This window comes from Mucilaginibacter roseus (assembly GCF_021215455.1).
GTDB classification, from domain to species: domain Bacteria; phylum Bacteroidota; class Bacteroidia; order Sphingobacteriales; family Sphingobacteriaceae; genus Mucilaginibacter; species Mucilaginibacter roseus.
Genome location: NZ_JAJPWV010000003.1, coordinates 514,861 through 540,282, shown reverse-complemented (window position 1 = coordinate 540,282; position 25,422 = coordinate 514,861). Strand labels below are relative to the sequence as shown.

Below are 25,422 nucleotides of genomic sequence, written 5' to 3'. Positions count from 1 at the left end.
CACCATGTTAACACGCAGAGGATTTTTAAAAGCAGGCGGCCTGTCGTTATTCGGTATAGGGCTGATGGGCGGCATACCGGCGTTTATAGCGGAAGCCGCCGCAAGCGAAAAGCAATCGCAACTGTACAAAGGCAAAAAAGTGCTGGTATGTATATTTCAGCGCGGCGCGATGGACGGCCTGATGGCTGTAACGCCATTTACCGACGAATATCTGAAAAAAGCGCGGCCCGACCTGTTTATGTCGGCCGCTAAAAGCGGCGGCAACGGTTCGTTAATTGATTTGGACGGCCGCTTTGGCCTGCACCCGGGCATGAAAAGTTTTGAACGCGCGTTTTTGGATAAGCAGCTGGCCATAGTGCACGGCATAGGTTCGCCTAATACCACCCGCTCGCATTTTGACGCGCAGGATTACATGGAGTCGGGCACGCCATTCAGCAAAAGTACCTCAAGCGGCTGGCTCAACCGTGCCGCGGGTTTGCTGGGGCATGATGCTGCTACGCCTTTTACGGCGGTAAGCCTTACCTCTGCCATGCCACGCTCATTTTACGGCGATAACCCGGCATTAGCCATAAGCAGCCTGCAGGATTTTGCTATACAGATGCGCGGCAACCCGGCAGGCGCTAACCTGGCAGCGAAAAGCTTTGAGGACCTGTACGATCAAACCGCGTCGGGCTTGTTGCAGCAAACCGGGCGCGAAAGTTTTGAGGCGGTTAAAATGCTGCAAAAGACCAATGTAAAAAATTATAAACCCGCAAACGGCGTGGTTTATCCAACCTCAGCATTAGGAAACTCGCTTAAACAAATTGCGCAGCTTATCAAGATGAACGTAGGGCTGGAGATCGCCTTTGCCGAATCAAATGGCTGGGACACCCACTTTAACCAGGGCACAGCCAACGGGGTTTTCGCCCGCAATGTAACTGATTTGAGTGATAGCATTATGGCCTTTTGGCATGATATCGGTGCTTTGCAGGATGATGTGGTAGTAATGAGCATGACCGAATTTGGCCGCACTGTGCACCAAAATGGTACCGGCGGTACCGATCATGGCCGTGCATCATGTAACTTTATTTTGGGTAACGATGTTGCAGGTGGCAAAGTGCATGGCAAGGTAGATGCCCTGGCTGTTGAAAACCTGGAAGATGGCCGCGACCTTGCTGTTACAACCGATTTCCGTAGCGTGTTCAGTGAGGTGGCTGACAAGCATCTGCTCCTTAAAAACGACAAAGTACTTTTCCCGGATTGGAAAGGCAGCCGTATTGGGGTGATGAATACCTAAGCGCTTTCATCACCCTGACAAACTTATTTTTTTGCGAAACCAGCCGCTAAGGCGTTAAGCTGTGCAGGGCTCAATGTTTGGTTGCCATTGCTGATAACCACACGATATTTAAACGTTACCGATTCGCCTTTTTTAAGCGTAAGGTTCTTTTCTGACTTGCCGTTGGTAAACACCTTTTCGCCAAGCGGGTTAGCCGCAAAAAGGCCGTAACCCCGGGCGTGCCAAAACGTAGGGTAATTCACATTTTTAGGATGATCAATAATAGATACACTTACCGAGTCGGCACCTATTTTACCGAATACTTTACACCATGCCGCGCGGGTACTCCAGGCGGCATCACCGGTTTTACCTTCGCTGGTGAGGTAGTTGCCGTTGGCCAGCTTATCGGTGCCGCCTTTTACAACGGTTTCAATACCTTTATCATCGGTAAATTTCTGATCTTCCTTTGTAGGTATTTGCAGTTCATGTGCCAGGCGCAAACCAAGCAGGCCGTCCTTGGCATCTTTAAATGCAGCATCCTGCACGGCTTTTAACGTAGTAATGCGGTCGACCACACGCTGGTTAGCCGAACCACTGAATTCAAACCGGGTAGTTTCTTCTAAAATAACCTCTTTGGCTTGATTGGTCCAGTTGGCATGATACTCCAACACGCCGGTTTTGCCGCTTTGAGCTTTGATGATCTTATCAGTACGGATCCAACCGTATTGCTTTTTACGATCAGCCGGAATAGCGTAGCTGTTGTTCCAAAAATCCAGCCCGTTTAAATTCTCAAAATTAAACCATAGCCCGATGTGATGCGGGTGATCTGTCGGGTCGCCTTTGCGTTTATCCAGCGGAAAACTTCGGGTAACCACCAGTCCATCGGCCGTATGCAGAGGGTAAAGCACCGGTTTTTCCAGCGTATCCGGGTACAGAAAACTGGTGAATAGCTTGCCGTTAATTTTAACATCCACCTTTTTTTGTGCGGGCAATGGAACAACACTCACCTGTTGTGCCATTGCGCTTATTGACAGTAGTGTAGCACCAATGCCAAAAACGGCCTTTTTAATTACGCTCATGGCTACTGGTTTAGTATTTGAATACTTTACCATTAGCCATTACTTCCTGCTTAGCCTCATCAAACGTAGCCCTTGAGCCTGTGTGGGCGGCAGCGGTGGTCATGATGTTGGCAATGGAGTGGCTGTAACCCGCCTCAACCGGCGCGTTGGGCTCCTTACGGCTACGTACACATTCCATCCAGTTACGTATGTGGTTTGAGGTCAAAACATCGCCACCCGTATTGGCTGATGCCACCACCTTTTCGCTGCTTTTTAAATCCATCTCTGGCAGTAAGTTAGCCTTCATGCCCATGGCAGCGGCCATTTTCTCGGTCAGGCCGCCTTTTGGTGATATTTTGTTGGTGATAAGGTTAAGTTCACCGCCGTTTGAGTAATAGATCTCGGCCGGATTTTCATCGCCATTATGCATCCTCGATCCAAACGTTACCTGGAAGCCTTTGCTCATATCATCCAGTGGGCCATAGTCAAATGCAGCCATCAGCGTATCCCAGTTGCGGCGGCCATCCTTCCATTGGTAAATGCCGCCATTGGCCACCACACTGCGTGGGTGCTTTAAGCCGGTAAACCAGTGTACGGTATCAATCTGGTGGCTCATCCACTGCCCGGGCAAGCCCGATGAGTATGGCCAGAACAGGCGGTACTCCAGGTATATCCTCGGATCAAAAGCCTCGTAAGGGCGGTTCATAATAAAGCGCTTCCAGTCGGTATCCGATTCCTTTAACTGAGGCAGCAGGTCGGGACGGCGCCAGCGGCCGGGCTGGTTTACGTTCCAGGTAAGCTCAACCATAGTGATCGGCCCGAATTTGCCGGAGCGGATAAACTCATTTGCCGCATGATAGTTGGTACCGCTGCGGCGTTGCGAACCTATTTGCACTATTTTGCCACTTTCCTTAACGGCTTTAAGGGCGGCACGGTTATCCTCCATGGTTTCGGCAAAGGGTTTTTCAACATACGCATCGCAATCGGCCCTCACGGCTTCAATGGTATGGCGCGCATGCTGAAAATCGGCTGTGGCAATGAATACCGCGTCAACCACCTTGGCGTTATACATTTCCTCGTTGTTGCGGTAGGCCTTTACATCGTTCTGCATTTTTTGCTTCCAGATGGCGGCGCCTTCTTCACGGCGTTTGTTCCAGATGTCTGACACGGCAACCACTTCAAAGTTGAGTTCTTTGTAGTGATTCATAAAAGCCGGGATGTGCGAGCTGCGGTGCCTGTCGGCAAAGCCTACCACGCCCACGCGAACACGATCATTAGCGCCGATAATGCGTTTATAGCTTTTGGCGGTCCACCCTGTTTTGCTGATTAAGATGCCGGCACCGGCCAATGAAGCCTGCCTGATAAAGTTACGACGGGATTTTTCCATAGGTTAAGGATCAAGTAATAGGTACAAATTGGTTTAACAGTCGCGAAAGACGGCGGCCGCTCTTTTCAAATATCAGTTAAATTCGCAAAAAAGCTATATCCGCCATAAAAATATTACATGAAGTTTTCATGGCTATTGGTTGATGTTACGCAGTACTAATAAGAAAAATCCGGCACTGAATGGGTACATTCAATTTAAGCTGAAATTACATACGATAATTAGTGGACTATAAGGTAAATGCAAAATGGTACTTTAACTAACAACTAAAACCAAACCGTTAGGCCTCTACCTTTTCAAAAGCAGATTTTGAAGCCGAGCATACGGAACATGTGTAGGCGTTGGTTATCTGGTCAAACCTTGTCCCAACAGATATGCCATTTAGTTCATCTCCATACCGGGGGTCATATAATGTTTTACAATGCTTGCAACTAAAAATATCTTGAGTAGATAACACCTCGGTTTTTTCATCATCCTCAGCAGCCTCCACCTTAGTTGCACTCTTTAATTTGTTTTCGTAAAAGGTGTTGCAAATTGCTGCTAATTCTTCGGTCAGGCGGCCGCGCGTAACCCTCTTTTTGCAGCTAATGTAAACCTTTGAGTTTGGATTGAAGTTAGGCGTATGCAACAATTCAAAAGTACCCAATGGATTAACTTTAATAACCACTGAACCCATGAGCCCGGTTTTGGGCCTTGTTTTTATCACAAAGCTCAAGCGGTACGTACGCAGGTCGGCTTCCTCGAACTCGCGTACCAACTGTTGCTTTAACACAAGGCCTTCGGCGCAGAGGTCTTCAATTTGCCAGTTAAGTTCGTTTGCGGCATGCTTGATGTTGAGGCGGTATTTGTCAAGCATAAGCCCCCAATCAGCGCGTTGGTTGGTTTCGATGCTTTTAATGATGATGGATTTCCAGGGCGTGGTGTATATTTGGCCTATCCTGTTTTGTATACACAGGCTGCAAACATCCTTTAAAAAGCTGATAGAAAACAACTCGTTGCGGCGATATATACCCAGCCAATATTTGTTTGTATACTTATTAAAACCCTCGTAATAGGGCAAATAAAAATCTGGTAATTGCAGCGGCTCAGTTATGGCTTGGGTTGATACCTCAAGCAGCTTTGATAGCATTATGTAAAACAGCTGCTCATCGGCATGGGCTTTATCATAAAATAAGCTTTTGTTTTCGAATATCAGCTTTTCGGCTTGTTGACTTACCAGCGGTATATCTTCCGAGTAAATAAGCGCCGGCCAGCAGTAAAACTTGCTTGTTTTAGGAAAGCGGATATACCAATACCAGTAATTGCTTACCTCCGAACTAATGAAGTTAAAATTACCGCTAAAGAAGGACACAAAGGTTTGATGCCTGTCTACAACATTGATTTTTAGCCGCGGCTTGTAATTAAATAAGTCGAAAATATCGCGGTACACGCCCTCGCGCAGCCAGCTCTCCTGCGAAAAAATGCTATCGCACACATACGAGCTGATGATGTTTGGGTAATTTTCGGCATCCAACTCGAAATCAATTCCGGCGCGTAGCATATCGGTTTCCATGTCTTCAAGCATGGCGCTATCAACTGTAAAATACAGTTGCTGACGGTTGCCAAAACGCACATCAACGGCGCCTGCATCTTCGGCTACTGCCAGCATTTCATACAAATCGCCTGCCGATACATAGCCGCCCGGGAGGTTTATTTTAACTACGTGCTGCGTGCTCATGCGGTTATCTTTTTAAGTTCTTCTTCTAACAAACGCTTCACCTCGGGCCTGCAAGATCCGCAACCCATACCCGCACCTGATGCTGAACACAAGGCCGTCATGTTATCGCAGCCCTCGTTTATTTTATTGATGATATTTTGGCTGCCGATGTTATTACAGCTGCACACCAGTTTACCCAGTACCGGGTTGGCCTTGCCGCCGCTGCGTAGCAGTTGCAGGCGTTTTTCGCTTAGCTCGGTTTTATTGGCTATAAGTTCTTTAAACTCCAGTAACTCACTTTTATCGCCAATAAGAATAGTGCCCACCAACTTGTCTTGATGAATGATGCATTTTTTGTAATAGCGTTTGGCTTTATCAATAAACACCACTTCTTCATATTCCGGGTCGTCGGGGCATTCAGGCAGGCCAATACTGCACAGGTCAAACCCATGAATTTTAATAATATTCATAAATATGCTACCCTTGTAATAGCTGCCTACGTCGCCGTTCATGTAAGCGGCAACAACGGCAGCCTGCTGCTCGGCGGCAGCGGTAATGCCATAAAGTGTGCCGTTAAATTCGGCAATTTCGCCAATGGCATAAATATCGGGATCGCTGGTTTGCAGGCGCTCGTTTACTACAACACCACGCTTGCATTCCAGTCCGCAATCGCGGGCCAGCTCAAGGTTGGGCGATGTACCGATGGCAATAATCATGGCATCGCAGTTTATTTTACGGCCGCTTGCCAGCCCAACGCCTGTAAGCTTGTTACGCCCGTAATACAGTTGCACCTCATCGTTATAATAAATATCGCAGCCCTGATCAACCATTTCTTCGTGCAACAGTTGGCTACCCAGAGCATCCAACTGCCGGTTTAAAAAGGCGGAGGTACGCTGAATGATAGTAATTTTTATGCCTATCTCACGCAGCGATGCCGCCATTTCCAGCCCCAGCAAACCACCGCCTACTATAACCACGTGCCCGTTTTTTGGCAAATGCCTTTTAAAATTGTCGGCATCGGTACGGCTGCGCATGGAGAAAATACCAGGTAACGCAGGGACATTACGCGGAACAGCCGCTCGACTGCCGGTTGCCATTATTAATATATCGTACGGCGTAACAATACCTCGCGAATCGGTTACCTGCTTTTTTTGCCGGTTTACCTTTTCTACACTTACGCCGCGTAACAGGTTTATTTTGTATTGAGGCTCTTCCTCGTCTTTCATTTTAATGAGCTGCTCCCATTGCTGCTCGCCGCTTATGTAATCGGGTAGCATCACCCGGTTATAAAACGGAAAGTCTTCCTTGCTAAAAACGGTAATGCGGTCGCGCGCGTTTAACTCACGGTACGATTTTATGAATCCGTAAGCGCCGGCTCCGGCTCCGATAATTACAATGCGCTGAAAAGGCTTTTCATACTTTTGAATGCTTACCGCACAGTATTTAAAATCTGGTTCCTTTGATATCGGATCGAGTACATCATTAGTTAAATTATTAACCCGGTGCAAATCGTTACCTAATAGTTTACCCCAGTGCATAGGTATAAATAGTACACCCTGCTTTATGGTTGAAGTCACTTTGGCTTTTACCTGCACTTCGCCCCTTCGGGATCTTACCAACATTACATCACCATCGTTTACCTGCAAGGCGAGTGCATCGTGCGGGTTAACTTCAACAAATGACTCTTTGATGTGTTGATTGAGCTTATTTACCTTACCGGTTTTGCTCATGGTGTGCCATTGGTCGCGTATGCGGCCGGTAGTAAGAATGAAAGGATAATCTGAATCAGGTAGTTCGCTGTTCAGGGTATCGGGTACAGCATGAATGATAGCTTTACCTGATGGGGTATAGAACTTTTTATCGGTAAACAACCGTGGTGTACCCACTTTACGGTTGCGTTTATTAAACGGCCATTGTACCGATTTTTGTTCTTTCAATACTTCATAACTTACGCCTGTAGCCTCAATATTGGTATTTGCCGTTAGCTTTACATGTTCGGCATAAATGGCGGCGGCATCCTTAAAATCAAAACCCTTGTAACCCATTTTTTGTGCAAAGCGACAAATAATTTCGGCATCGGGCAGGGCTTCGCAGGGTGGTTCGGTTACCTTGTTCAGGTAGCTGATGCGCCGTTCAGAATTGGTCATGGTGCCCTCTTTTTCAGCCCAGGCGGCGGCAGGTAGTATTACGTCAGCATAAGCTATGGTTTCGGGCTTATTGCTTATTTCCTGCACAACCACGAACTTTGCCTTTTTGAGCGCTTGCTCGGCCTGCCGTGCATTTGGCAAACTTGTAAGCGGGTTGGTACACATAATCCAGATGGCTTTCAGCTTGCCACTCTCCAGTGCTTCGAACATCTCGGTAGCGGTTAAGCCCGGCAGGGGATTGATAGGTTTGCTGTTCCATAATTTTTGCACTTCCTCACGATGCACAGGATTATTCAGATTGCGGTGAGCGGGCAAAAGGTTTGATAAGCCTCCTACCTCGCGCCCGCCCATGGCATTGGGCTGGCCAGTTAATGAAAATGGCCCCGACCCCGGTTTGCCGATATGCCCGGTAATAAGGTTGAGGTTTATAAGGCTCAAATTCTTGTTTACGCCAACGGAGCTTTGATTAAGCCCCATGGTCCACATGGTTATAAAGCCTTTGGCCTCAGCAATATAGTTAGCGGCCAGCTGTATATCAAACTCGCTTACTCCGCAAATTTGAGCGGCTTCGGCAAGGCTTCGCTTAAAAACCAGTGCGCTATAGGCGGCAAAGCCTTCGGCATGGTTGCGAATGAAATCGATGTCGATATCACCGTTCTCAATCAATAAGCGACCGATGGCATGGTTAAGGACAATATCTGTTCCAGGATTAATTTGCAGATGCAGGTCGGCCACGCTGCAGGTGTCGGTAGCGCGCGGATCAACCACTATAATTTTTACGTGTGGATTAGCTGCTTTATGGGCCTCCACCCTGCGCCATAAAATAGGGTGGCACCAGGCCGGGTTGGCACCTGTCACCAAAAAGCAGTCGGCCAGTTCTATATCATCATAACAAACCGGAACGGTGTCTTCGCCCAAAGCGAGTTTATAGGCCGCTACGGCGCTGCTCATACATAAGCGCGAATTGGTATCGATGTTGTTACTGCCAATAAATCCTTTAATGAGCTTGTTCACCACATAATATTCCTCGGTTAAGCACTGTCCGGAAGCGTAGAATGCTACCGATTCAGGGCCATATTTATCAATGAAGGTATTAAAAACGGCAGCCGTGCGTTCTAAGGCGGCATCCCAGGTTACGCGTTGCAGAGGCATGCTTTTATTATAGCGCATTTGTGGGTACAGCAGGCGGTCGGTTTTATCGTTTGCGGTATAGTGCAAATTTAACCCTTTGCTGCAAAGCATGCCTTTATTTACCGGATAATCTTTGTTCCCTTCAACGGTAATACTGCCATTTTTTTCCTTTTTCACAATAACACCGCACCCTACACCGCAGTAACAGCAGGTTGAGGTGTAGGCTTGAATATGCTTTCCAGATGTTTGCATGCGCTGAGTTTAACCGAAAGGGACGTAATTAAGCAATACTAACTGATGCTGCCGGTTGTGCAACGCCTTCGGGCTCGCGCTTAAAACGCGTTATTAGTACAATTACGGCCACCGCTACCACCGTATATCCTATGTAAGTAAATGCTTCGCCATAAGTAATAGTGCTCGATTTAAACAGAAAGCCAAACAGCATACCGCCCAAATTGCCACCGGCACCAACAATGCCGCTTACTAAACCCACGTTTTTTTGGTTAACAAAAGGCACAATACCATAAGTAGCCCCATTAGACATTTTGAGGAACAGGGCAAAGGTTAACATGGCCGAAATAGCCGCCATCAGAGTGCCCGCCTGTGCAAATAGTAACAGGCCCAAACCTTCGAGTAGCAATACACCGGCGAGCAATAGGCCTTTACCGCGCATGCCATATTTTTTACCAACCTTGTCAGACACCCAACCGCCCAGGGCACGGGCAAAAATGTTCATGAAACCAAATATGCCTGCCCAAAAACCGGCCGAGCTTTGTGATAATTTAAAGGTATCTACAAAGTGCAGTGAGGCTACGTTATCAAAAGTTACTTCCATACCAAAGCACATGGCGTATGCCATGGTTAGCGCCCACACGCGCCAGTCGGCCAGTATGCTCCAATCCGTTTTGGTATTTTTGGTGGTATGGCCTATTTCAGTGTAATTGCCATTGGGCGTATCGGTAGTGTATTTATAGTATAGCCAGGCAATAAACAGCATCATGACACCGGGCACTATCATGGCATACCGCCAGGCTTGCGCAGGCGAATAACCAAAGCCAACTATAGCAGCAAAAATGAGCGGCATTACCATATTGGTTACACCCCCACCTAAGTTGCCCCAGCCGCCGGTTACCGCATTGGCCGTACCTTTTATGCCGGGTGCAAACATCATAGAGGTATGAAACTGGGTAATTACAAATGATGCCCCAATAATGCCGATAGCCATACGAAATAACAAAAACGTGGTATAGTCATTAGCCAGCCCCACTAAAAATACTGGCAGAGAACCTGCCAACAGCAGCCTCACAGCAGTTTTGCGCGGCCCCCAGCTATCGCACAGGCGGCCTATAATTAAGCGGGCAAGTATAGTTGAACCAACTGACCCGATCATGATATTGCCGATTTGAGCTTTGGTTAAAGCCAGTTCGGTACGAATGGTTGGCATAAGCGGCGCCAACCCGAACCAGCCGAAAAAGCAAACAAAGAACATTAACCATGTGATATGGAAGGTGCGCATTTGCACGCCCTTAACCGTAAATATATTGAGTTTGGCGAGTTGATTTTCCATTTTGAGTTGATATTTTTAAGAGCGTTACTTAACTAAAAATTCGGGGGTGATGTTCAATTGCACGTATGCCCACACTGGGTGTAAAGCCGATGTGCCGGGCGTTACGTTTTTGGCGTATTCCATGCTTTGTGTTGCGGCCATGTACGATACGCCCAGGCTGGCCAGCGCAAACTTATTGAGCCTGTAAGCCGTGGTAATATCAAACTCGGCACCCAAATACCGGTCAACAGCGGCACCTGTAATGTCCTTTTGGTCGGCCGCGAGCAGAAAGTAGTGATTAGCCAGCTCGGCGCTTAGCCGTTTATTGGCCGATGTATATTTTATTTTGGCATACGGGTTATTCAGCCCGCCCGTTGGCGAACCGGTTGGTGCATAGAAGTAATCCATCAACCCCCAAAACTTATGCGGTGTACCATACAGTGGGTCGAACCGGTGATTGGTAGTTGACGACGAAAAGGCATCGTTACCCGAAAGATAATCCCACCCTGCCGTGTAACTCCATTTGCCTGGGTTGTACGCTGCTGAAAGGTTTAGCATCCAGGCGCTTTGCTTTAAACCATCGCGGCTGCGGCCGCCCTGATAGTAATAGCCACCGGTTAATGCCCATCGGTTTTTACTCCCCAATATCGGATTGATGAATAGTCCTGTGGTGTACCTTAGGTTTACACCTGGTTGGTTGTAACGGTAACCATAAACATAACCTACATCGGTACCGGCAGTGTTCTTTACCGAATCGATGGCATACTTACTAAACTGATCGGTTAAAAACAGACCCGATATTTTAGTTTTATTAACCTTTTTAGATATATAAAGATATTGTAATGCTTTATAATTTTGCGTAGCGCCATTGGTGCCTGCCGGGCTTAACAGTACCGCGCTGCCGTTTTTGTTGCTGTTACCTGTGCTCCCCACCAATGGAATCATTCCTGAAGGAGTGTTTACTAAATTACCATTACTATCCTTTACCGTTGCTGGTACATTTGCCGGGGTATAGAGGGTGCCATTGTAATTAATGGCATCAGTGTTTTGGTTAAATGCCGCGCCTAAATCAAATTGCCAGCCTTTGTTGAAACCTTTAAGCACCAGGGCATCGTGCCTGCGGCCTTGTTGCAGCCAGTCGAGGTTGCCCAAGAGGCGCTCATCATCATAAACCAACTCTTGCCGGCCTGCTTTTAAAGATAAATAATCTACGGGCGAGTATTTAAAGGATGTATCGTTTTTATTGGCTAACACCAACTCGGCCCAGGCTTCGTGCACACTAAGGCGGTTACCGTCGTTTACGCTAATGGTTGATGCATCCTGCCCCCAAACCCGCACATCCTGCAACGTGGTTTGAAAAATTAATCGATTCGATCTGTAATTGAAAATAAGCCTCATTCGTTGCGAAATGAAGGCTGCAGCTTTATTGTTTTTGGGTTTTAAAGTTCCAAATCCGTCGCGCAATTCTGCCCTTGGCCTTAATTGCCCGGTAAAGGTAATTTGTGCATTACCCTGCTGAGCGCATAATCCAAGGCCTAACCCAATGAGAACAATCCTGTATTGTTTAGATACATTTTTGTACATTTGTTTGGTTTTTTAATTTGTTAAAGCAATTGAGAACTGATAACCCTGTCCGGGAATGCGACCTCCCGGCGGGGCTTTTTATTTAGCACTGTTCTTACGTAAGTATTACTAATTCTTACCCGTACAACTAAGCAATTCCCACATACACCTTCCCCTCCATTACCTTTACGGGGTAAGTTTTTATCTGATAATCATCGCCCGAAAGGCAATCGCCCGATATTAATGAGAACGTTTTTTTGTGGAAAGGGCAAGCCACTTTGGGCTCACAGCCTTCGCCTGCGCTCCCTATCATCCCGCGCGACAAAGCCATTTGCTGTTTGTGCGGACAAAGGTTTTGGGTGGCATACCACTCTCCGCGGCGACTGAAGTTATAGATTGCTATCTGCTCATCACCGTGCTTCATACAGGCGCCGCCATTTTCGGGTACATCATCGGCGTAACAGGCCAGTACCCACTCAATATCTGCTAATACTTCCATGTGTTTGTTTTTATATTGATGATTTTGATTGTTACCAGATAGCTTTTACCTGCTGGCGCATACTCTCAAATTTCACGCTCGGGTCTTTTTCAGTTGGAGCGTTTACAAAGTGGGTAAAGCGTTTGCGCAATTGCGGATTGTTTACCACCTCTTTCCATTCGCAATGAAAGCTATCAACCAGTAGCTGCATTTCTTCCTCCAACTGGGTAGCTATGCCCAGGCTATCGTTCACTACCACGTTTTTTACGTAGCTCATGCCGCCTTCGAGCTTATTAAGCCAGGTTGCGGTACGGGTAAGCGGGTCGGCTGTTTTAATGTAAAACATCAAGAAACGGTCAAGGTATTGGATGAGGGTTTTGCTGTCAATATCCGCCGCGAGGAGCTGAGCATGCTGTGGCTTGGAGCCGCCGTTGCCGCACACATATAAATTCCAGCCTTTTTCGGTGGCAATAATGCCAAAATCTTTGCCCTGCGCTTCGGCGCACTCGCGTATACAGCCGCTTACACCTCCCTTTAATTTATGCGGAGAACGAACACCTTTATAACGCTCCTCAATCTCGATGGCGAATGAAACGCTATCATGTAAACCAAACCTGCACCAGGTGCTGCCCACACAACTTTTAACCGTACGCAACGATTTACCATAAGCATGGCCGCTCTCGAAACCGGCATTCACTAACTCCTCCCAAATATTAGGCAGATCGCTTACGTGAGCGCCGAAGAGGTCTATACGCTGTCCGCCGGTAATTTTGGTGTACAGGCCATATTTTTGAGCTACTTGCCCAATAACGATCAGCTTTTCGGGCGTAATTTCACCGCCAGGTATGCGCGGCACTACCGAGTAGGTGCCGCCCTTTTGTATGTTGGCCAAATAGCGGTCGTTACTATCCTGAATAGTATCTTGCTTAACTACCAAATCGTTCCACAGGCTCGACAGTATACTGGCCACAAGCGGCTTGCACACCTCGCAGCCATCGCCTTTGCCATAATGATCGAGAATAAGGTCGTAATTTTTGAGTTTGTTAATTTTTACGAGGTCGAACAACTCTTGCCTTGAATATTCAAAATGCTCGCAAATCACGTTTTTAACATACTGCCCGTTGGCTTTCATAGTACCTGCAATAAGGTCTTTTACCATCGGCACGCAGCCGCCGCAACCGGTTCCGGCTTTGGTACATTTCTTCACGGCATCGAGGCTGAGCGCGCCATCATTTACCGAGCAGCATATATCGCCTTTGCTTACCGCCTCGCATGAGCATATCAGCGCATCATCGGGCAAACTCATTACGCCTGCGCCTTCGGCTTGCTCGCCGCCACGGGCGCCCAGTATCATATCTTCAGGGTTAGGGGGCAGGGCAACTTTGTTATTTACCGTTTGCAGCAACATGTTGTAAGCTTCGGCTTCACCAATAAGGATTCCGCCCAGCAATAACTTACCATCGTTACTTATATTGATGCGTTTGTAAATTCCTTTGTGCGTATCTTCAAAAACAATGGTGCGGCAGGCAGGTTCGCTAATGAAAGCATCGCCAAAGCTGGCTACATCTACACCTATTAGTTTGAGCTTGGTGCTCATGTCAAAGCCTTTAAATAGCTTGTTGGTGCCGGCCAGTTGGGCTGCCACCACCTCGGCCATTTCATAACCGGGAGCAACCAAGCCGTATATCATGCCCTCATACAGCGCACATTCACCAATAGCAAAAACATCGGGGTGACTGGTTTGCATTTGAGAGTTTACCACAATGCCGCCACGGGTGCCTACTTCTAAACCAGCCAAACGGGCCAACTCATCGCGTGGGCGTATACCAGCCGATATAACCAGCATATCGGTTTCCAGTACACTGTCATCATTAAATCGCAAACCGGTTATGTGGCCATTGCCCTCAATTGTTGAGGTGCTTTTATTGAGATGAATTTGCAACCCCAGTTGCCCTAATTTGGACTGTAGCATAGCGCTGCCCGCCGCATCAATTTGACGGGGCATTAAGCGTGGTGCAAACTCAATTACATGGGTTTGTTGGATGCCTAAATCAATAAGGGCTTTTGCAGCCTCCAAACCCAGCAAGCCACCGCCCATTACTACACCGCTTTTGGCATTGGTTGCATAGGCTTTAATATGGTCAAGATCATCAATGCTGCGGTATACATATACGCCTTGCTTTTCAACACCCGGCAAATCGGGCACAAACGCTCCTGAACCTGTGGCCAGCACGAGGTAATCGTATTTTACTACAAGCCCGCTTTGGGTATGAATCTTTTTTTGATAAAGGTTGATTTCCTGAACGGCATCGCCCAAGTGCAATTGTATGCCGTTATCTGCATACCACGATGCTGAAGACATAGATAGGTCTTCGGCGGTTTTACCTGCAAAATACTCGCTCAAATGTACGCGGTCGTAAGCGCGGCGTGTTTCTTCGCCAAAAACGATAATTTGGTAAGCCGATGACTTAGATATAAGCTTTTCGCAAAACTTATATCCTACCATGCCATTTCCTACCACTACAATGGTGGGTTTCATGTGGTTAAATTAATTTGTTAAAGCAACTGAACCTGATTTTTTCTTCTTTTTGCGACCGAAGTGAAAATCATTTTAACAATAATAACTAATTAGCCATGTAAAATTCAAAAAATAGGCATAAAATTTTGGCTTTTTTTAATATTTTTATGATTTACGCAATAATAAATGACGTTACATATTAATTTTTATTAATATTATAACAGATAAATCATGTTGATATTGACAAATAGTGATTATTTTTAGACGCATATACGATTATCGTCATATTTATGATTTCAAATAGTGGAAATTTTAGTAAAAATTATGCTGAGCCTGAACTTATTGTATTAGGAGCAGGTCCGGGCGACCCGGAATTGATCACTTTAAAGGGTTATAGGCTATTGCAACAGGCCGATGTGATATTATATGACAACCTTGCCAACCAACAATTGCTGGAATTAACAAAACCATCTTGCTTAAAGGTGTACGTAGGTAAACGCCCGTACGAACGCTATGCCTCGCAGGACGAAATAAACGGACTGATAAAAAAATATGCTTTTGAATATGGTTCGGTAATACGATTAAAAGGTGGAGACCCATTCATATTCGGCAGAGGTTATGAAGAAATTATGTATGCACGCAGCCAAGGCATTCGAACAACTTTTGTGCCGGGTATTACCAGTATGCAGGCTTCTGGATTTGAAGATATTCCGTTAACCCACCGGGCTATAAGTGAAGGGGTATGGATGGTAACCGGCACTAAAAAAGATGGCACCCTATCGGCCGATTTACGGCTGGCTATGCAGAGCAATGCCACTGTAGCTATATATATGGGTATGAAACAGCTGCCTGTTATTACCGACACTTACATTAAAGAAAACCAGGGCGATACCCCGGCAGCTATTATTCAGCACGCCTCGCTTCCGCAACAAAAATCAATTAAAGGGCTAATTAAAGATATGCCCGCCCTTGCCGAAGAACATCAACTAACCTACCCTTCTATAATTATCATAGGCCAGGTGGTCAATCTAAATTCATTGTTATGAAAATACGCATAAAAGGAAACTCGTTGCGTTACCGCCTCACTCGGTCAGAGGTAGAACGCTTTGGCTGTGAGGGTTATTTAGAAAATGTAACTGATTTTGGTGCTACCCGGCTTGTTTATGCTTTAAAAATATCAGCAGCAGATGAACTTTGGGCCAGTTTTGAAAACAACAAAATAACCCTGTTCATGCCCGCTTCTATGCGTGCCGAATGGATAAATACCGACAAAGTTGGCTTTGAAAATCGCACACCTGATTTTTATTTACTGGTTGAGAAAGACTTTCAATGCTTAGATAACACCGAAGAAGACCAGAGTGACAATTATCCCAATCCGCTGAATATTGACCCCATAGCATAATTTTATTCGTTAATACTTGAAGGGGTAAACACGGGTATAAACAAAGCAGCAAACCTTTATAACTTGAAAAAGCGTGCGAGGCCAGTTATAAAACCGCTCAAACATGCTTTGTTGTAGTCGGGATGAGAGGATTCGAACCTCCGACCTCCAGCACCCCATGCTGGCGCGATACCGGGCTACGCTACATCCCGAATTGTTTTCAAAGGCTATATCACAAGATATAACCAATTGTTTTGTGTCGCTTACGATAATCTGATACCGAGTTAAACAAATAGTGATTTGTGTCCATTGTTTACCGAATAGCCATCGGTAGTAAACAGAGTTGTAAACAAATTCGGCTTCAAAGATAACCGAAGTAATAGTAACTTACAATTGTAAGTAGTAATTCTGTGGGAAGTGATTTGCTGTGTTGCTAATAGTGTTATTGATTATAAAGCTCTACATAGGCTAGGCTGAATTAAGCCAAGGAGAAACGGAATAAATGAAGGGGTTGTGGAGAGGCTGTGTTTAAGTCGTAGTTCCTTGCCTTGTGTTCTATTCAAAGATAAATTTGTTATCTATCCCAGAAAAATACAATTCTTATTATTAAAATTGATAACCTAAAATCTTTTCAATGTGATTGCTTTTTTTTTCAAAATCTTTCATTATAGTAAATTCTATAATTTACTATTACCATTTATAATTGCTGTGTTCTATGTATTTTGTGCCTGTAAAAGTTCTGGTTATTTACAGGAGGATGAACATTATCAGATAATTGAATTTGCCAATTACAAACTCGGATTGGTTACTGAAAATAAGCTGGCATGGGAATTTGAAGCGCAAGTCAGATCCGGATTTCAACCATTTATTTGCTATGTTATCTTTAAAGTCGCAAATCTATTTGGAGTAAATGATGGTTATGATCGTGCCTTTTTGCTAAGAGCTATCACTGGCTTACTATCAATTTATGTAATAACTGCTTTTATTAGTAGCTACAAGAAATACATTGCACCTTCGTTGAAGGGGATTTTTGTAATTATTTCTTTTTTACTATGGTTCTTGCCGTACCTGAACATTCGATTTACCTCTGAAAACCTGTCAGGGTTGATGGTGATTTTGTCATTATCGATTTTTGAAAAAGCTGGATATGGCGAAGATCGAAAACTGACATTTGTTACAGGTTTAGCTTTAGGTGGTGCAGCTCTATTTCGATACCAAATAATGTTAGCGATAGCCGGACTTGTGTTTTGGCTACTGTTTGTAAAAAAAACAAAACATGTAAAAATCCTTAATCTGTTTGCCGGAATAATATCGATGTTACTTTTAGGAATATTAATTGACCACTGGCTTTATAACGAATGGACAATTACTGCCCTTAACTATTTTGATGCTAATATTATTAAGGGTGTGGCAAGCAATTTTGGCACTGAGCCTTTTTACCAGTATCTGGTATATGTAGTTAGAGCTCCGGGAGTGTTGGGCATATTTATATTAGCATCATTTATCTTTGTCGTTTGTTTTTATCCTAAAAATTTAATTGTATGGATGTGTGTACCTTTCCTGTTTGTACACTCGATTATCCCTCATAAAGAGTTACGCTTTTTATTTCCGTTGATAAATCTTTGTCCTTTCATATTAATAATTGCTTATCAAAAGGCAATACATTTATTGTATAAGAATTCATATAATAAAAAATTAAAGCTTGGTTTCACGGTTTTGGTAGGTTGTGCCTTCTTAGTAATAAATATGTCGGGACTTTATGCTATATCCACTACAAGTGCTGCATCCGGTAAATTTTCTATTGCTGACTATATACACCATCGTTATAACAAAGAGCATATAGAAATAATAGTGGTTGGCGGAGCTTTCCCATTTATTGATTGGGGCACTATACAGAATAGTTACTACAGCAGTAAAGGTTATCACATAGATCGTGCGGTAAACATTTGGCAACAAGGAATATTTAACAGAAACAATGAATTAAATAAGAAACAGATTTTACTGATAAAAGCGAACGAGGTGGCTGGCCCTAAAGAACTTGAATATCTCAGGAGTTTGGGTTTTAAAAAGGTATATCAAAATATTCCTGAGCTTACGTTATTCATCTATAATTTCTACAATCCTGATTTAAAAGCGCAGCAAACATATCTTTTTGAAAAAAAATTAGAATACTCTACTCGGCAATAAAGCACAAAATTCCATCCTTGTTTATATCAGTGCTTTGATACATGATCACAGCTTTTGCCCCAGGTGTTACGGGCCAGGGCTTCACTTTTTTATAAAAATCAACAGGCATTTTAATAAAGTAAGGCTGACTGTTCAAAATAACCAAAGAGTCAATTTTATTTGCGGTTAAAAATTCCACCAGCGGGCCTTTTGTAATAAAATGGGCGGAGGTTTCCTGATAACCTTTTCCGATACTGAAAGTTAGTGCTTTTTGGTGATTTACATTTAATAGTTTTATTTGAACGTAAAGCGTTATAGCTAATGAAATAGCGAGTGTATAAATTAACGCCTTGTTAAGTACTGCTAAATCGCTAAAATTATTAAAAGTAAGCGCGATGAACAGGGCAAATATTAAACTTAGTTCCAGGTAATACCTGTAAGAATTAAATGTTGTGTACAAGCTGAAAACGCCGATGTAGCTTAAAATAAATATTGCCGGTAAATATTTATCTACCCCCGAAAAAAGATAAGTACGTAATTTAACTGCTAAGTAAAGTACAATTGAGCTGGCTATAAAACCGCATGACACAATAATCAATTTGCCGCTTTCAATAGAATATTGCTGCATGTAAATTTTATAACCGGCCAATACCTCAAAAAATGCTTTGCCATGATAATAAAGGAATGGAATAGTAATTCCGAATGCTATTGCCGCTACAAGCTTTTTATTGATATTAATTCTAAGGGAATTTAAGAAATCAAATTTTAATGTAGATACAAGATAAGTTTGAAAAAGAAGCAATAAGCTGACCCCTGTTAAATAAATCATCAAGTTCGGGATTAACTGATCTTCACCGTACTTAAAAAATAACAACTGTAACGAGATGTCAATTACAGATAGAGCAAACAACGCAGACAGCTTTCCATATACTTTTCTTTTGTAATGCAAGTAACCCGCTCCAAAAGCCACCATTAAGGCAACAGGAACTGCAGAGAAAATAATATGGTTATAAGAGCCGAGTACACTAATAAACAGCGAAATAAAAATCCATATTGGCGGAGAATTCTCATTTTTTAAAAGCTGGACAATTGCTGTCAACAATATTGAGGAAAAAAGTACAGTGAATGTATTTACCTCCCAAGCTACCTTAGGAGAGCAGATAAGCAAAGCAGATTGACTGGTAAACAGTAAAAAAATAACAGCTTGTTTAGCAGATAAATTTTGCCAGAGAACGCGGCATATTATTAAAATGCCCAATAAATTGAAAATGACACCGCTTATTCTGAGATTGAAAACGCTAATGCCTGCAATAGTAAAGGCGAACTTGGTTATTAAAGTTTGTAAGATACCCGTGTAGTAATTCATGCCGTTAAGCCGGGTTGAAGGCTTGGCCATCATGCTGCATGCATCTAAACCAAACCATGCCTCATCTCCGTGTAATCCGGGCAAGGTACCTAATTTATAAATCCAGCAGCATAGTAAATAACAAAGTAAGATACTGCATGCAAAGAAAGGCCAATTTGCTTTAAGTGAAAATAGTTTAGGTTTCATGTTGTATAAATAACTAAAATATACAATTTTGTAAAGCAAGCCTAACCTTTACCTAAATGAACGCTAAATTACTTAAAAACTTTTTCAGCCATCATATAACCCAACTATGCCTGGCAGGCATAGTTGTATTTGCGCCATTATTAACTTTTAGTTTTTTAATTGGTTGGGACGACCAAATTTATGTATTAAACCGATATACTGAGAGTGGCCTGGCAATTAAGAACATAATAGCAATAATAACCGAATTTTATTATAGCCAATATGCTCCTTTAAATCAACTTTATTATTCAGCTATTTTTGAATTTTTTGGATATAAACCAGCTTATTTTCATGCGTGCAGCATGGTTATACATATCGCAAACAGTGTGCTTGTATACCTGTTTGTTAATCAAATAACAGAGAAATTATTTACAGAAGCATCCGGCAAGAAGCATATTTCCTTTATAACCGCACTGCTATTTTTAATTGCCCCGATAAACCTTGAACCTGTTGCCTGGATAGCAGCATCAAAAGTACTTATATACGCTTTTTTTTATCTGTTATCACTAATATTTTATGTAAAGTATATTAAGTCGGTATGTTCAAAATACTACTATTATACGCTTGTATGCTTTATACTATCATTCGCTGCTAAAGAGCAAGCCCTAACGCTGCCGCTTGCTATGCTGCTTTTGGATAACTTATACGGCCGCGAGTTTAAAAGGGCCCTGCTTTGGTGGGAAAAAATGCCGCCGTTGTTGTTGTCATTTCTTTTCGTGCTGGCCTCGTTTCAGTCGCAAGGCCGTTTTGTGTTTATTTCTACGGAAAGTTATGAATTAACGGATAGGTTGCTGTTATCATTTTACACAGTATCAGAATATTTTACCCAAATATTATTGCCGGTAAATCTCTGTTACGTTTATCCATTTCCTTTTCTTCCGGGTAACAGTCCACCAATGTGGTTATGGTTGTTTCCGGTATGTATCATATTAGCAACATATTTTTTAAGGCACATATTGCTCCAAAAGCACGTTCTTTTTGGAGCAGGCTTTTTTTTTGCACACATTATAATGGTTTGTAACCTGGTATCTTTGTCGCGCCACTCCATAGTTGCCGATAGATATGCCTACATCGCATCAATAGGTTTATTGTGGCTGCTTTGCGTTGCTGGCAGTGAGCTATTAAATAAGGCCCGCAGGGTGCAAAAGTTATATTACAAGGGCCTTTTCGCTATATATATCATTTACTTTTTAACTTACACGTCTGTACATCTTTGGGTATGGCAAAACGCTGTTGAGCTAAAGCAAAAAATGCGAAACGAAATAATTAAAAGAGGTGACTATGACGTGCAATAGACTTAATAATATAATAGCCGGCAACAAAAGTGTGCATACAAAGCTTGGGCTATTATTATTAATGATAATAATAATAGCCAACCTGATAATTGCATTCAATTTCTATTTTTTACAAACTATTAAAATTCCGCTGTTCTTTTACCAGCAAAGTCATCCTATGGAATTATTTGATCCTTCAAAAAGATATTAACTTTTATCGTGGTTTTTATTTTAAAGTTAATATCTTCATATAACCAATTGGCGTAATTAAACAAACAACAAACCTTAAATTAACCTTACCGCTTCCTTATCTAACCTATAAGTAAGCCTTATCTAAACACTTAAATGAAAAAGCGAAGTTTATCATTGCTCAGCTTAGTGTGCGCACTATGTTTGGTGCTTTTTGCCTGCCGGAAAGAAATTGGGCAAATTATTGATACCGAAATACCAAAGGTATCCGCCGTAAAATTAGAATCGGCCAAAATTTATAACGCGAAGTTTATTGCCAAACACCTTACCGAAAATTCAAAGCAACCGGGTTTTGTAACGCTTAACCCGCTGTGGGATCAGGCCTGGACGTTGAAAGCCGCAGGAGGTAATGAATATGTAGCCGTGCCCACCGCTATTGATTACATTGATCAGCTAAATGTTACTATTAGCAGGCTGTTTTTATTTGAAATGAGTGGGGACGAAGTAGAAAATGCTGAAATAACTGAATTTGTAGGCCTAAACTACAGTGTTGAAAGAGAGCAGGACAAGCTGATCCTGAACAATAAAAATACATCCATCAGCGGTTTTAATGGCGCGATAATTCACTACGATTTAAATTACCGCTGGAAGGGTGGAAGTATTTTTGAAGATGGCGCAGTTAAACTTACTAATGCAGCCATTACCCGAAAAGTAACATTTGCCGAACCCGCCTCAGTTGAAAAAATACCTTTGTATTTAAGTACGTTGAGTAAAACAAGCACAGGCAGCTTTACAATTACTAACTACAAATACTTGTTTACACCAAGTGGCAGGTTGCGTGTAGCGGCTGATGGGAGCGGAAGCGGAGTTACCAGCGGAATGGGCGGAGATTTGTCTGTAGTTAATGTTACAAGCACTGCAGGTGGTGGCGGTGGAACTAATACTGGTGGTACTACTGGTCCAGGTGGTAATCCGCCGCCTAATACAGGAGGGGGTACAACAGGTGGAAACAATTCTGTATCTGCAAGACTTGACAACTTACTACTAACAAATTATGTGGCACCCGGAAACAAGCCATTATTTGAATATAGCTCAGTTTGTAATGGTATTTCGAGTGTAGAATCGCTATCCCAGAATCATAGTAAAGAGGTTATCGCTCTTGTTAGTCAGGATGGAAAATTAATGGTTATTGCTGTCACTGGACCCAATGGAGGGAGTTTTAAAGGTTTGATTAGAGATCCAGATACTGGAATTGTATATTATTATTACCCATCTACTGATGGTGCTCCGGGTCAGCAGTATCAAGGTATAATATCTGGAGGTCCGCGATATTACATTCCTGTTAAGGCTACTTTACATACACATCCCTGTAATACAACTGAAAGTACTGATGGCGTAACAGGGTATAATCTAAGCTCATCAGATCATGATATGGCTGTAAAATTTCCGACTCTTAGAAATTATATTTTGGGTTGTTATGCACTTGGTAGTTTTACAAAAAATAGTGAACACCCACAACTTGAACAGCAAGGGAGCAATAATCAATTATGCACAATAGTCCAATAATTAAATATTTAACGAGATTACATCTAATTGTATTCGGTATAGTATATTCAAGCTGCTCCGTTCAATCTGATAGTCTTAAAATACAACAGGTATCATTGACTGATTCGGTTGTAAAACAAGAAATTGAGAAACTGATTGACACACGCGTAAAGTTAGACTCTGCATTCAAAAGAGGTTATGGATATATAATCGTTGATTATTCGACTGCTTTAAAAGATAACATGAGCGCAAGATACCTGCTGACCCCAGCGATTCAGGAGTTGGATGAAGATAGCATGCTTCCTCCTTTTTACACGTTTGTGAACAAAAAGTTAGTATTGATTTATGATAGCGGATTAAAAAAATATATAAATCTTCACTATAATCGGACTTCGCGAAAAAAAATTTTAGGCTTGATAGCAAAATCAATTGATCCCGAACAAAAACGTCAATCCAAAGAAATAATCAATGATTTCATAGAGGCTAAAAAAAGACAAGGCATGCCAGCTACCAAAAAAATAAAAAACTCCGATCTAACTTTAATTTATTGGGGATTTACCACTTCGATTTATATATCAAATACCGGAGAGTATTTAATTAATTATAACATTAATCCATAGTGAATTTAATCTATACGTCAGAATGTTAGATTGACAATCGGGTGCTGCAACAACAGCAGGAAATGCTCCGGGCAATACTGGCTCTTGTCAATAATTAAAAATTTATGCTATGAAATATATCTTATTTTTTGCCATAATGTTTTGGAGCGTCAAAGTAGGTGCTCAACCACAGAAAAATGTTCTGAAGTCTTTTCTTTCGGATATACAAGAAAGCAACTGGGATTTTGACAGTATTGCATACGAGCATTTTATCAAAAATAACAGAGATAAATTACATAACAAGGAAAGCAGTGATTATAAAGAAATGCGCGCAATATATATGAAAAGCTTAAACGAGTTAAGCCAGCAATTGCGCACCTTAGATATTCAATCCTTGAAGATTTTAAAATATAGCGAAGCTCCTGATAGCTTACAGGTAATGGCTCTTAATCAAAATGCAGCAGAAGGAGCCTATATAGCTTTAAATGATAACGGCTTTATGCATTATTTTCATTTTACTGACGATAAGATTGATTCCTGGATCAGATTTAAAGGTGGAAAAGCTTTTTTAAATTATGGTTTATAAGGCAGAAAAAATGACTATTAGCACCGAATTCAAAAGCGCTTTATTTTTCTAAATTTCTTAACACCTAATTAAGTAAGTGCAACCTGCTATGTTTAGCGTGCTGCACTTACTAATTCATACACCAGGTTTTATAAAATTATATATGCGATTTAAACAATTGGTATATGAAATACATTTACGTGTTTTTTTTAATTCTACTCTTCAAAACCTCATCTGTTCTTTCGCAAGAAATAAAATGGCAAAAGGATTCCCTGCTCACCTGGAATAATTTTAGAGGACCTATTGAACCAAACCGTGGTGTATCGGCCGTTGTATATTGCGGAATGAAATACAGTTACCGATATTATCCTTCGGTTAAGGATAGCGGCTATACTGCTAAGTTTGAGGTGTACAGTTATGTTGATCCTACCAAATCATGGTCGATGAAGGAGCGGGAATGCCCGCCGCTGTTAAATCACGAACAGGGGCACTTTAATATATGCGAATACTTTGCCAGGCAGCTCAAATTAGCATTGGAGTCGGCTCGTTATACTAAAAAGGTAAATGAAGAAGTGAAAGCGATTTACGATAAGTATGAATTGCAATTAAACAAAATGCATCATGTGTACGATACCCAAGCAAATCATGGAGCTGATGTCCATATCCAAGCAAAGTGGAACACCTTTATAGCAGCCTTGTTATCAAATAACCCGTCGTTAGAGGAAACACTGAAAGCTGTAAATAGTGTCAATGCAGATGCTAATTATTATCAGTGACAAAAACATGGTTAGAATACGTTTATTTTCAAGATACAAACCGGAGAGGCCAGCCCTCCCTTGCTCATCTAATGTCTTTATAAGGGAATCGTAGTAGTCTTGAAGTTTTGTTATTTGTGGTCGCTCTTTCTTCTTAAGGTCAATCTCGAACTATTCAAGGCTAAAAGCTAAACCTTCGGCATCGTAACGTTTCAAGGTGGCCTGGGCTTCTGATAGTTTAGCTTCTATTATTGCATTACACTCTTTATAAGCTTTAAACGTTTTACGGAATCTACCTAACCCATTGTCTTCTATTGAAGCAGGTTTCCAATCATCTGCTTTACACCTCCATCTACAAGTTTGATTTACTAAAAGGTTGCTTAAGGAGTAATAGCGACTTTGTCTTTCATGAGTACTCTTAAAGAGACGGAGTACTCATTGTTTGTTAATTTTCTTGTAGAGTTCAACACTACTGCAATTGATGCCATAACTGAACGTTATGGTATCAGATCGGTAGTAAACAAAACAGTAAACAATCTGAAGAAAGAGCACTTATATAAGCATCTTTAGCCTCCAGCAAT

General features: G+C 42.7%; 19 protein-coding genes and 1 tRNA gene. 10 read left to right on the top strand and 10 right to left on the bottom strand.

The annotated features are described in order from the left end of the window. Positions 1–4: 4 nt before the first annotated feature. Complete coding sequence (locus tag LT679_RS11575; RefSeq protein WP_232177748.1) at positions 5–1,276, top strand: DUF1501 domain-containing protein; 1,272 nt, start codon at positions 5–7, stop codon at positions 1,274–1,276. Between the two features lie 23 nt (positions 1,277–1,299). Here the strand turns inward: LT679_RS11575 and LT679_RS11570 are convergent, their stop codons facing one another. The 8 genes from LT679_RS11570 to nirB all read right to left on the bottom strand — a co-directional run bounded on the left by LT679_RS11570 (position 1,300) and on the right by nirB (position 14,797). Beyond that, positions 1,300–2,334, bottom strand: a complete 1,035-nt coding sequence (locus LT679_RS11570; protein ID WP_232177747.1) for a DUF6807 domain-containing protein — start codon at positions 2,332–2,334, stop codon at positions 1,300–1,302. A gap of 10 nt (positions 2,335–2,344) precedes the next feature. Then, positions 2,345–3,700, bottom strand: coding sequence for a Gfo/Idh/MocA family protein (locus LT679_RS11565; protein WP_232177746.1), 1,356 nt, complete (start codon positions 3,698–3,700; stop codon positions 2,345–2,347). A gap of 277 nt (positions 3,701–3,977) precedes the next feature. Beyond that, a complete protein-coding gene (locus LT679_RS11560) occupies positions 3,978–5,414 on the bottom strand; it encodes a rubredoxin (protein WP_232177745.1) in 1,437 nt (478 codons plus the stop codon). Continuing rightward, positions 5,411–8,923, bottom strand: coding sequence for a nitrate reductase (locus tag LT679_RS11555; RefSeq protein ID WP_232177744.1), 3,513 nt, complete (start codon positions 8,921–8,923; stop codon positions 5,411–5,413). The genes LT679_RS11560 and LT679_RS11555 overlap by 4 nt, the downstream gene beginning before the upstream one ends. 28 nt (positions 8,924–8,951) lie before the next feature. Continuing rightward, positions 8,952–10,238 carry an MFS transporter gene (locus LT679_RS11550; RefSeq protein WP_232177743.1) on the bottom strand — a complete coding sequence of 429 codons (1,287 nt, stop codon included), beginning with the start codon at positions 10,236–10,238 and terminating at the stop codon, positions 8,952–8,954. Between the two features lie 24 nt (positions 10,239–10,262). Beyond that, the gene (locus tag LT679_RS11545; protein ID WP_232177742.1) at positions 10,263–11,801 is read right to left on the bottom strand and encodes an alginate export family protein; all 1,539 of its coding nucleotides are present in this window, start codon (positions 11,799–11,801) and stop codon (positions 10,263–10,265) included. A gap of 127 nt (positions 11,802–11,928) precedes the next feature. Then, a complete protein-coding gene (gene nirD / locus LT679_RS11540; protein ID WP_232177741.1) occupies positions 11,929–12,279 on the bottom strand; it encodes a nitrite reductase small subunit NirD in 351 nt (116 codons plus the stop codon). Positions 12,280–12,310: 31 nt separating this feature from the next. Beyond that, a complete protein-coding gene (nirB, locus tag LT679_RS11535; protein WP_232177739.1) occupies positions 12,311–14,797 on the bottom strand; it encodes a nitrite reductase large subunit NirB in 2,487 nt (828 codons plus the stop codon). A gap of 269 nt (positions 14,798–15,066) precedes the next feature. Here nirB and cobA point away from each other — a divergent pair, with 269 nt between their 5' ends. Further along, the gene (gene cobA, locus LT679_RS11530; RefSeq protein ID WP_232177738.1) at positions 15,067–15,822 is read left to right on the top strand and encodes a uroporphyrinogen-III C-methyltransferase; all 756 of its coding nucleotides are present in this window, start codon (positions 15,067–15,069) and stop codon (positions 15,820–15,822) included. After that, positions 15,819–16,178, top strand: a complete 360-nt coding sequence (locus LT679_RS11525) for a DUF7009 family protein (RefSeq protein ID WP_232177737.1) — start codon at positions 15,819–15,821, stop codon at positions 16,176–16,178. Before cobA ends, LT679_RS11525 begins: the two co-directional genes overlap by 4 nt. A gap of 117 nt (positions 16,179–16,295) precedes the next feature. Here LT679_RS11525 and LT679_RS11520 read toward each other — a convergent pair. Then, positions 16,296–16,369 (bottom strand) — tRNA-Pro (locus tag LT679_RS11520). Between the two features lie 424 nt (positions 16,370–16,793). Between LT679_RS11520 and LT679_RS11515 the strand changes: the two genes are divergently transcribed. Continuing rightward, positions 16,794–18,344 (top strand): glycosyltransferase family protein, encoded by a 1,551-nt coding sequence (locus LT679_RS11515; RefSeq protein WP_232177736.1) that lies wholly within the window; start codon positions 16,794–16,796, stop codon positions 18,342–18,344. Here the strand turns inward: LT679_RS11515 and LT679_RS11510 are convergent. Further along, the gene (locus LT679_RS11510) at positions 18,331–19,875 is read right to left on the bottom strand and encodes a hypothetical protein (protein WP_232177735.1); all 1,545 of its coding nucleotides are present in this window, start codon (positions 19,873–19,875) and stop codon (positions 18,331–18,333) included. The two genes, LT679_RS11515 and LT679_RS11510, sit on opposite strands and share 14 nt — an antisense overlap. Before the next feature lie 341 nt (positions 19,876–20,216). On the opposite strand from LT679_RS11510, the gene LT679_RS11505 reads away from it, so the two are divergent. From LT679_RS11505 to LT679_RS11480, 6 genes are all read left to right on the top strand, one after another. Then, entirely contained in the window at positions 20,217–21,209 is a 993-nt protein-coding gene (locus LT679_RS11505) for a hypothetical protein (protein ID WP_232177734.1), read from the top strand. 324 nt (positions 21,210–21,533) lie between these two features. After that, entirely contained in the window at positions 21,534–22,943 is a 1,410-nt protein-coding gene (locus LT679_RS11500; protein WP_232177733.1) for a hypothetical protein, read from the top strand. A 95-nt stretch (positions 22,944–23,038) separates the two neighbouring features. Further along, positions 23,039–23,542 (top strand): hypothetical protein, encoded by a 504-nt coding sequence (locus LT679_RS11495; RefSeq protein WP_232177732.1) that lies wholly within the window; start codon positions 23,039–23,041, stop codon positions 23,540–23,542. Positions 23,543–23,651: 109 nt separating this feature from the next. Further along, positions 23,652–24,107, top strand: coding sequence for a hypothetical protein (locus tag LT679_RS11490; RefSeq protein ID WP_232177730.1), 456 nt, complete (start codon positions 23,652–23,654; stop codon positions 24,105–24,107). 164 nt (positions 24,108–24,271) lie between these two features. Continuing rightward, positions 24,272–24,862 carry a DUF922 domain-containing protein gene (locus LT679_RS11485; protein ID WP_232177729.1) on the top strand — a complete coding sequence of 197 codons (591 nt, stop codon included), beginning with the start codon at positions 24,272–24,274 and terminating at the stop codon, positions 24,860–24,862. A gap of 387 nt (positions 24,863–25,249) precedes the next feature. Further along, complete coding sequence (locus LT679_RS11480) at positions 25,250–25,411, top strand: hypothetical protein (protein ID WP_232177728.1); 162 nt, start codon at positions 25,250–25,252, stop codon at positions 25,409–25,411. Positions 25,412–25,422 lie beyond the last annotated feature (11 nt).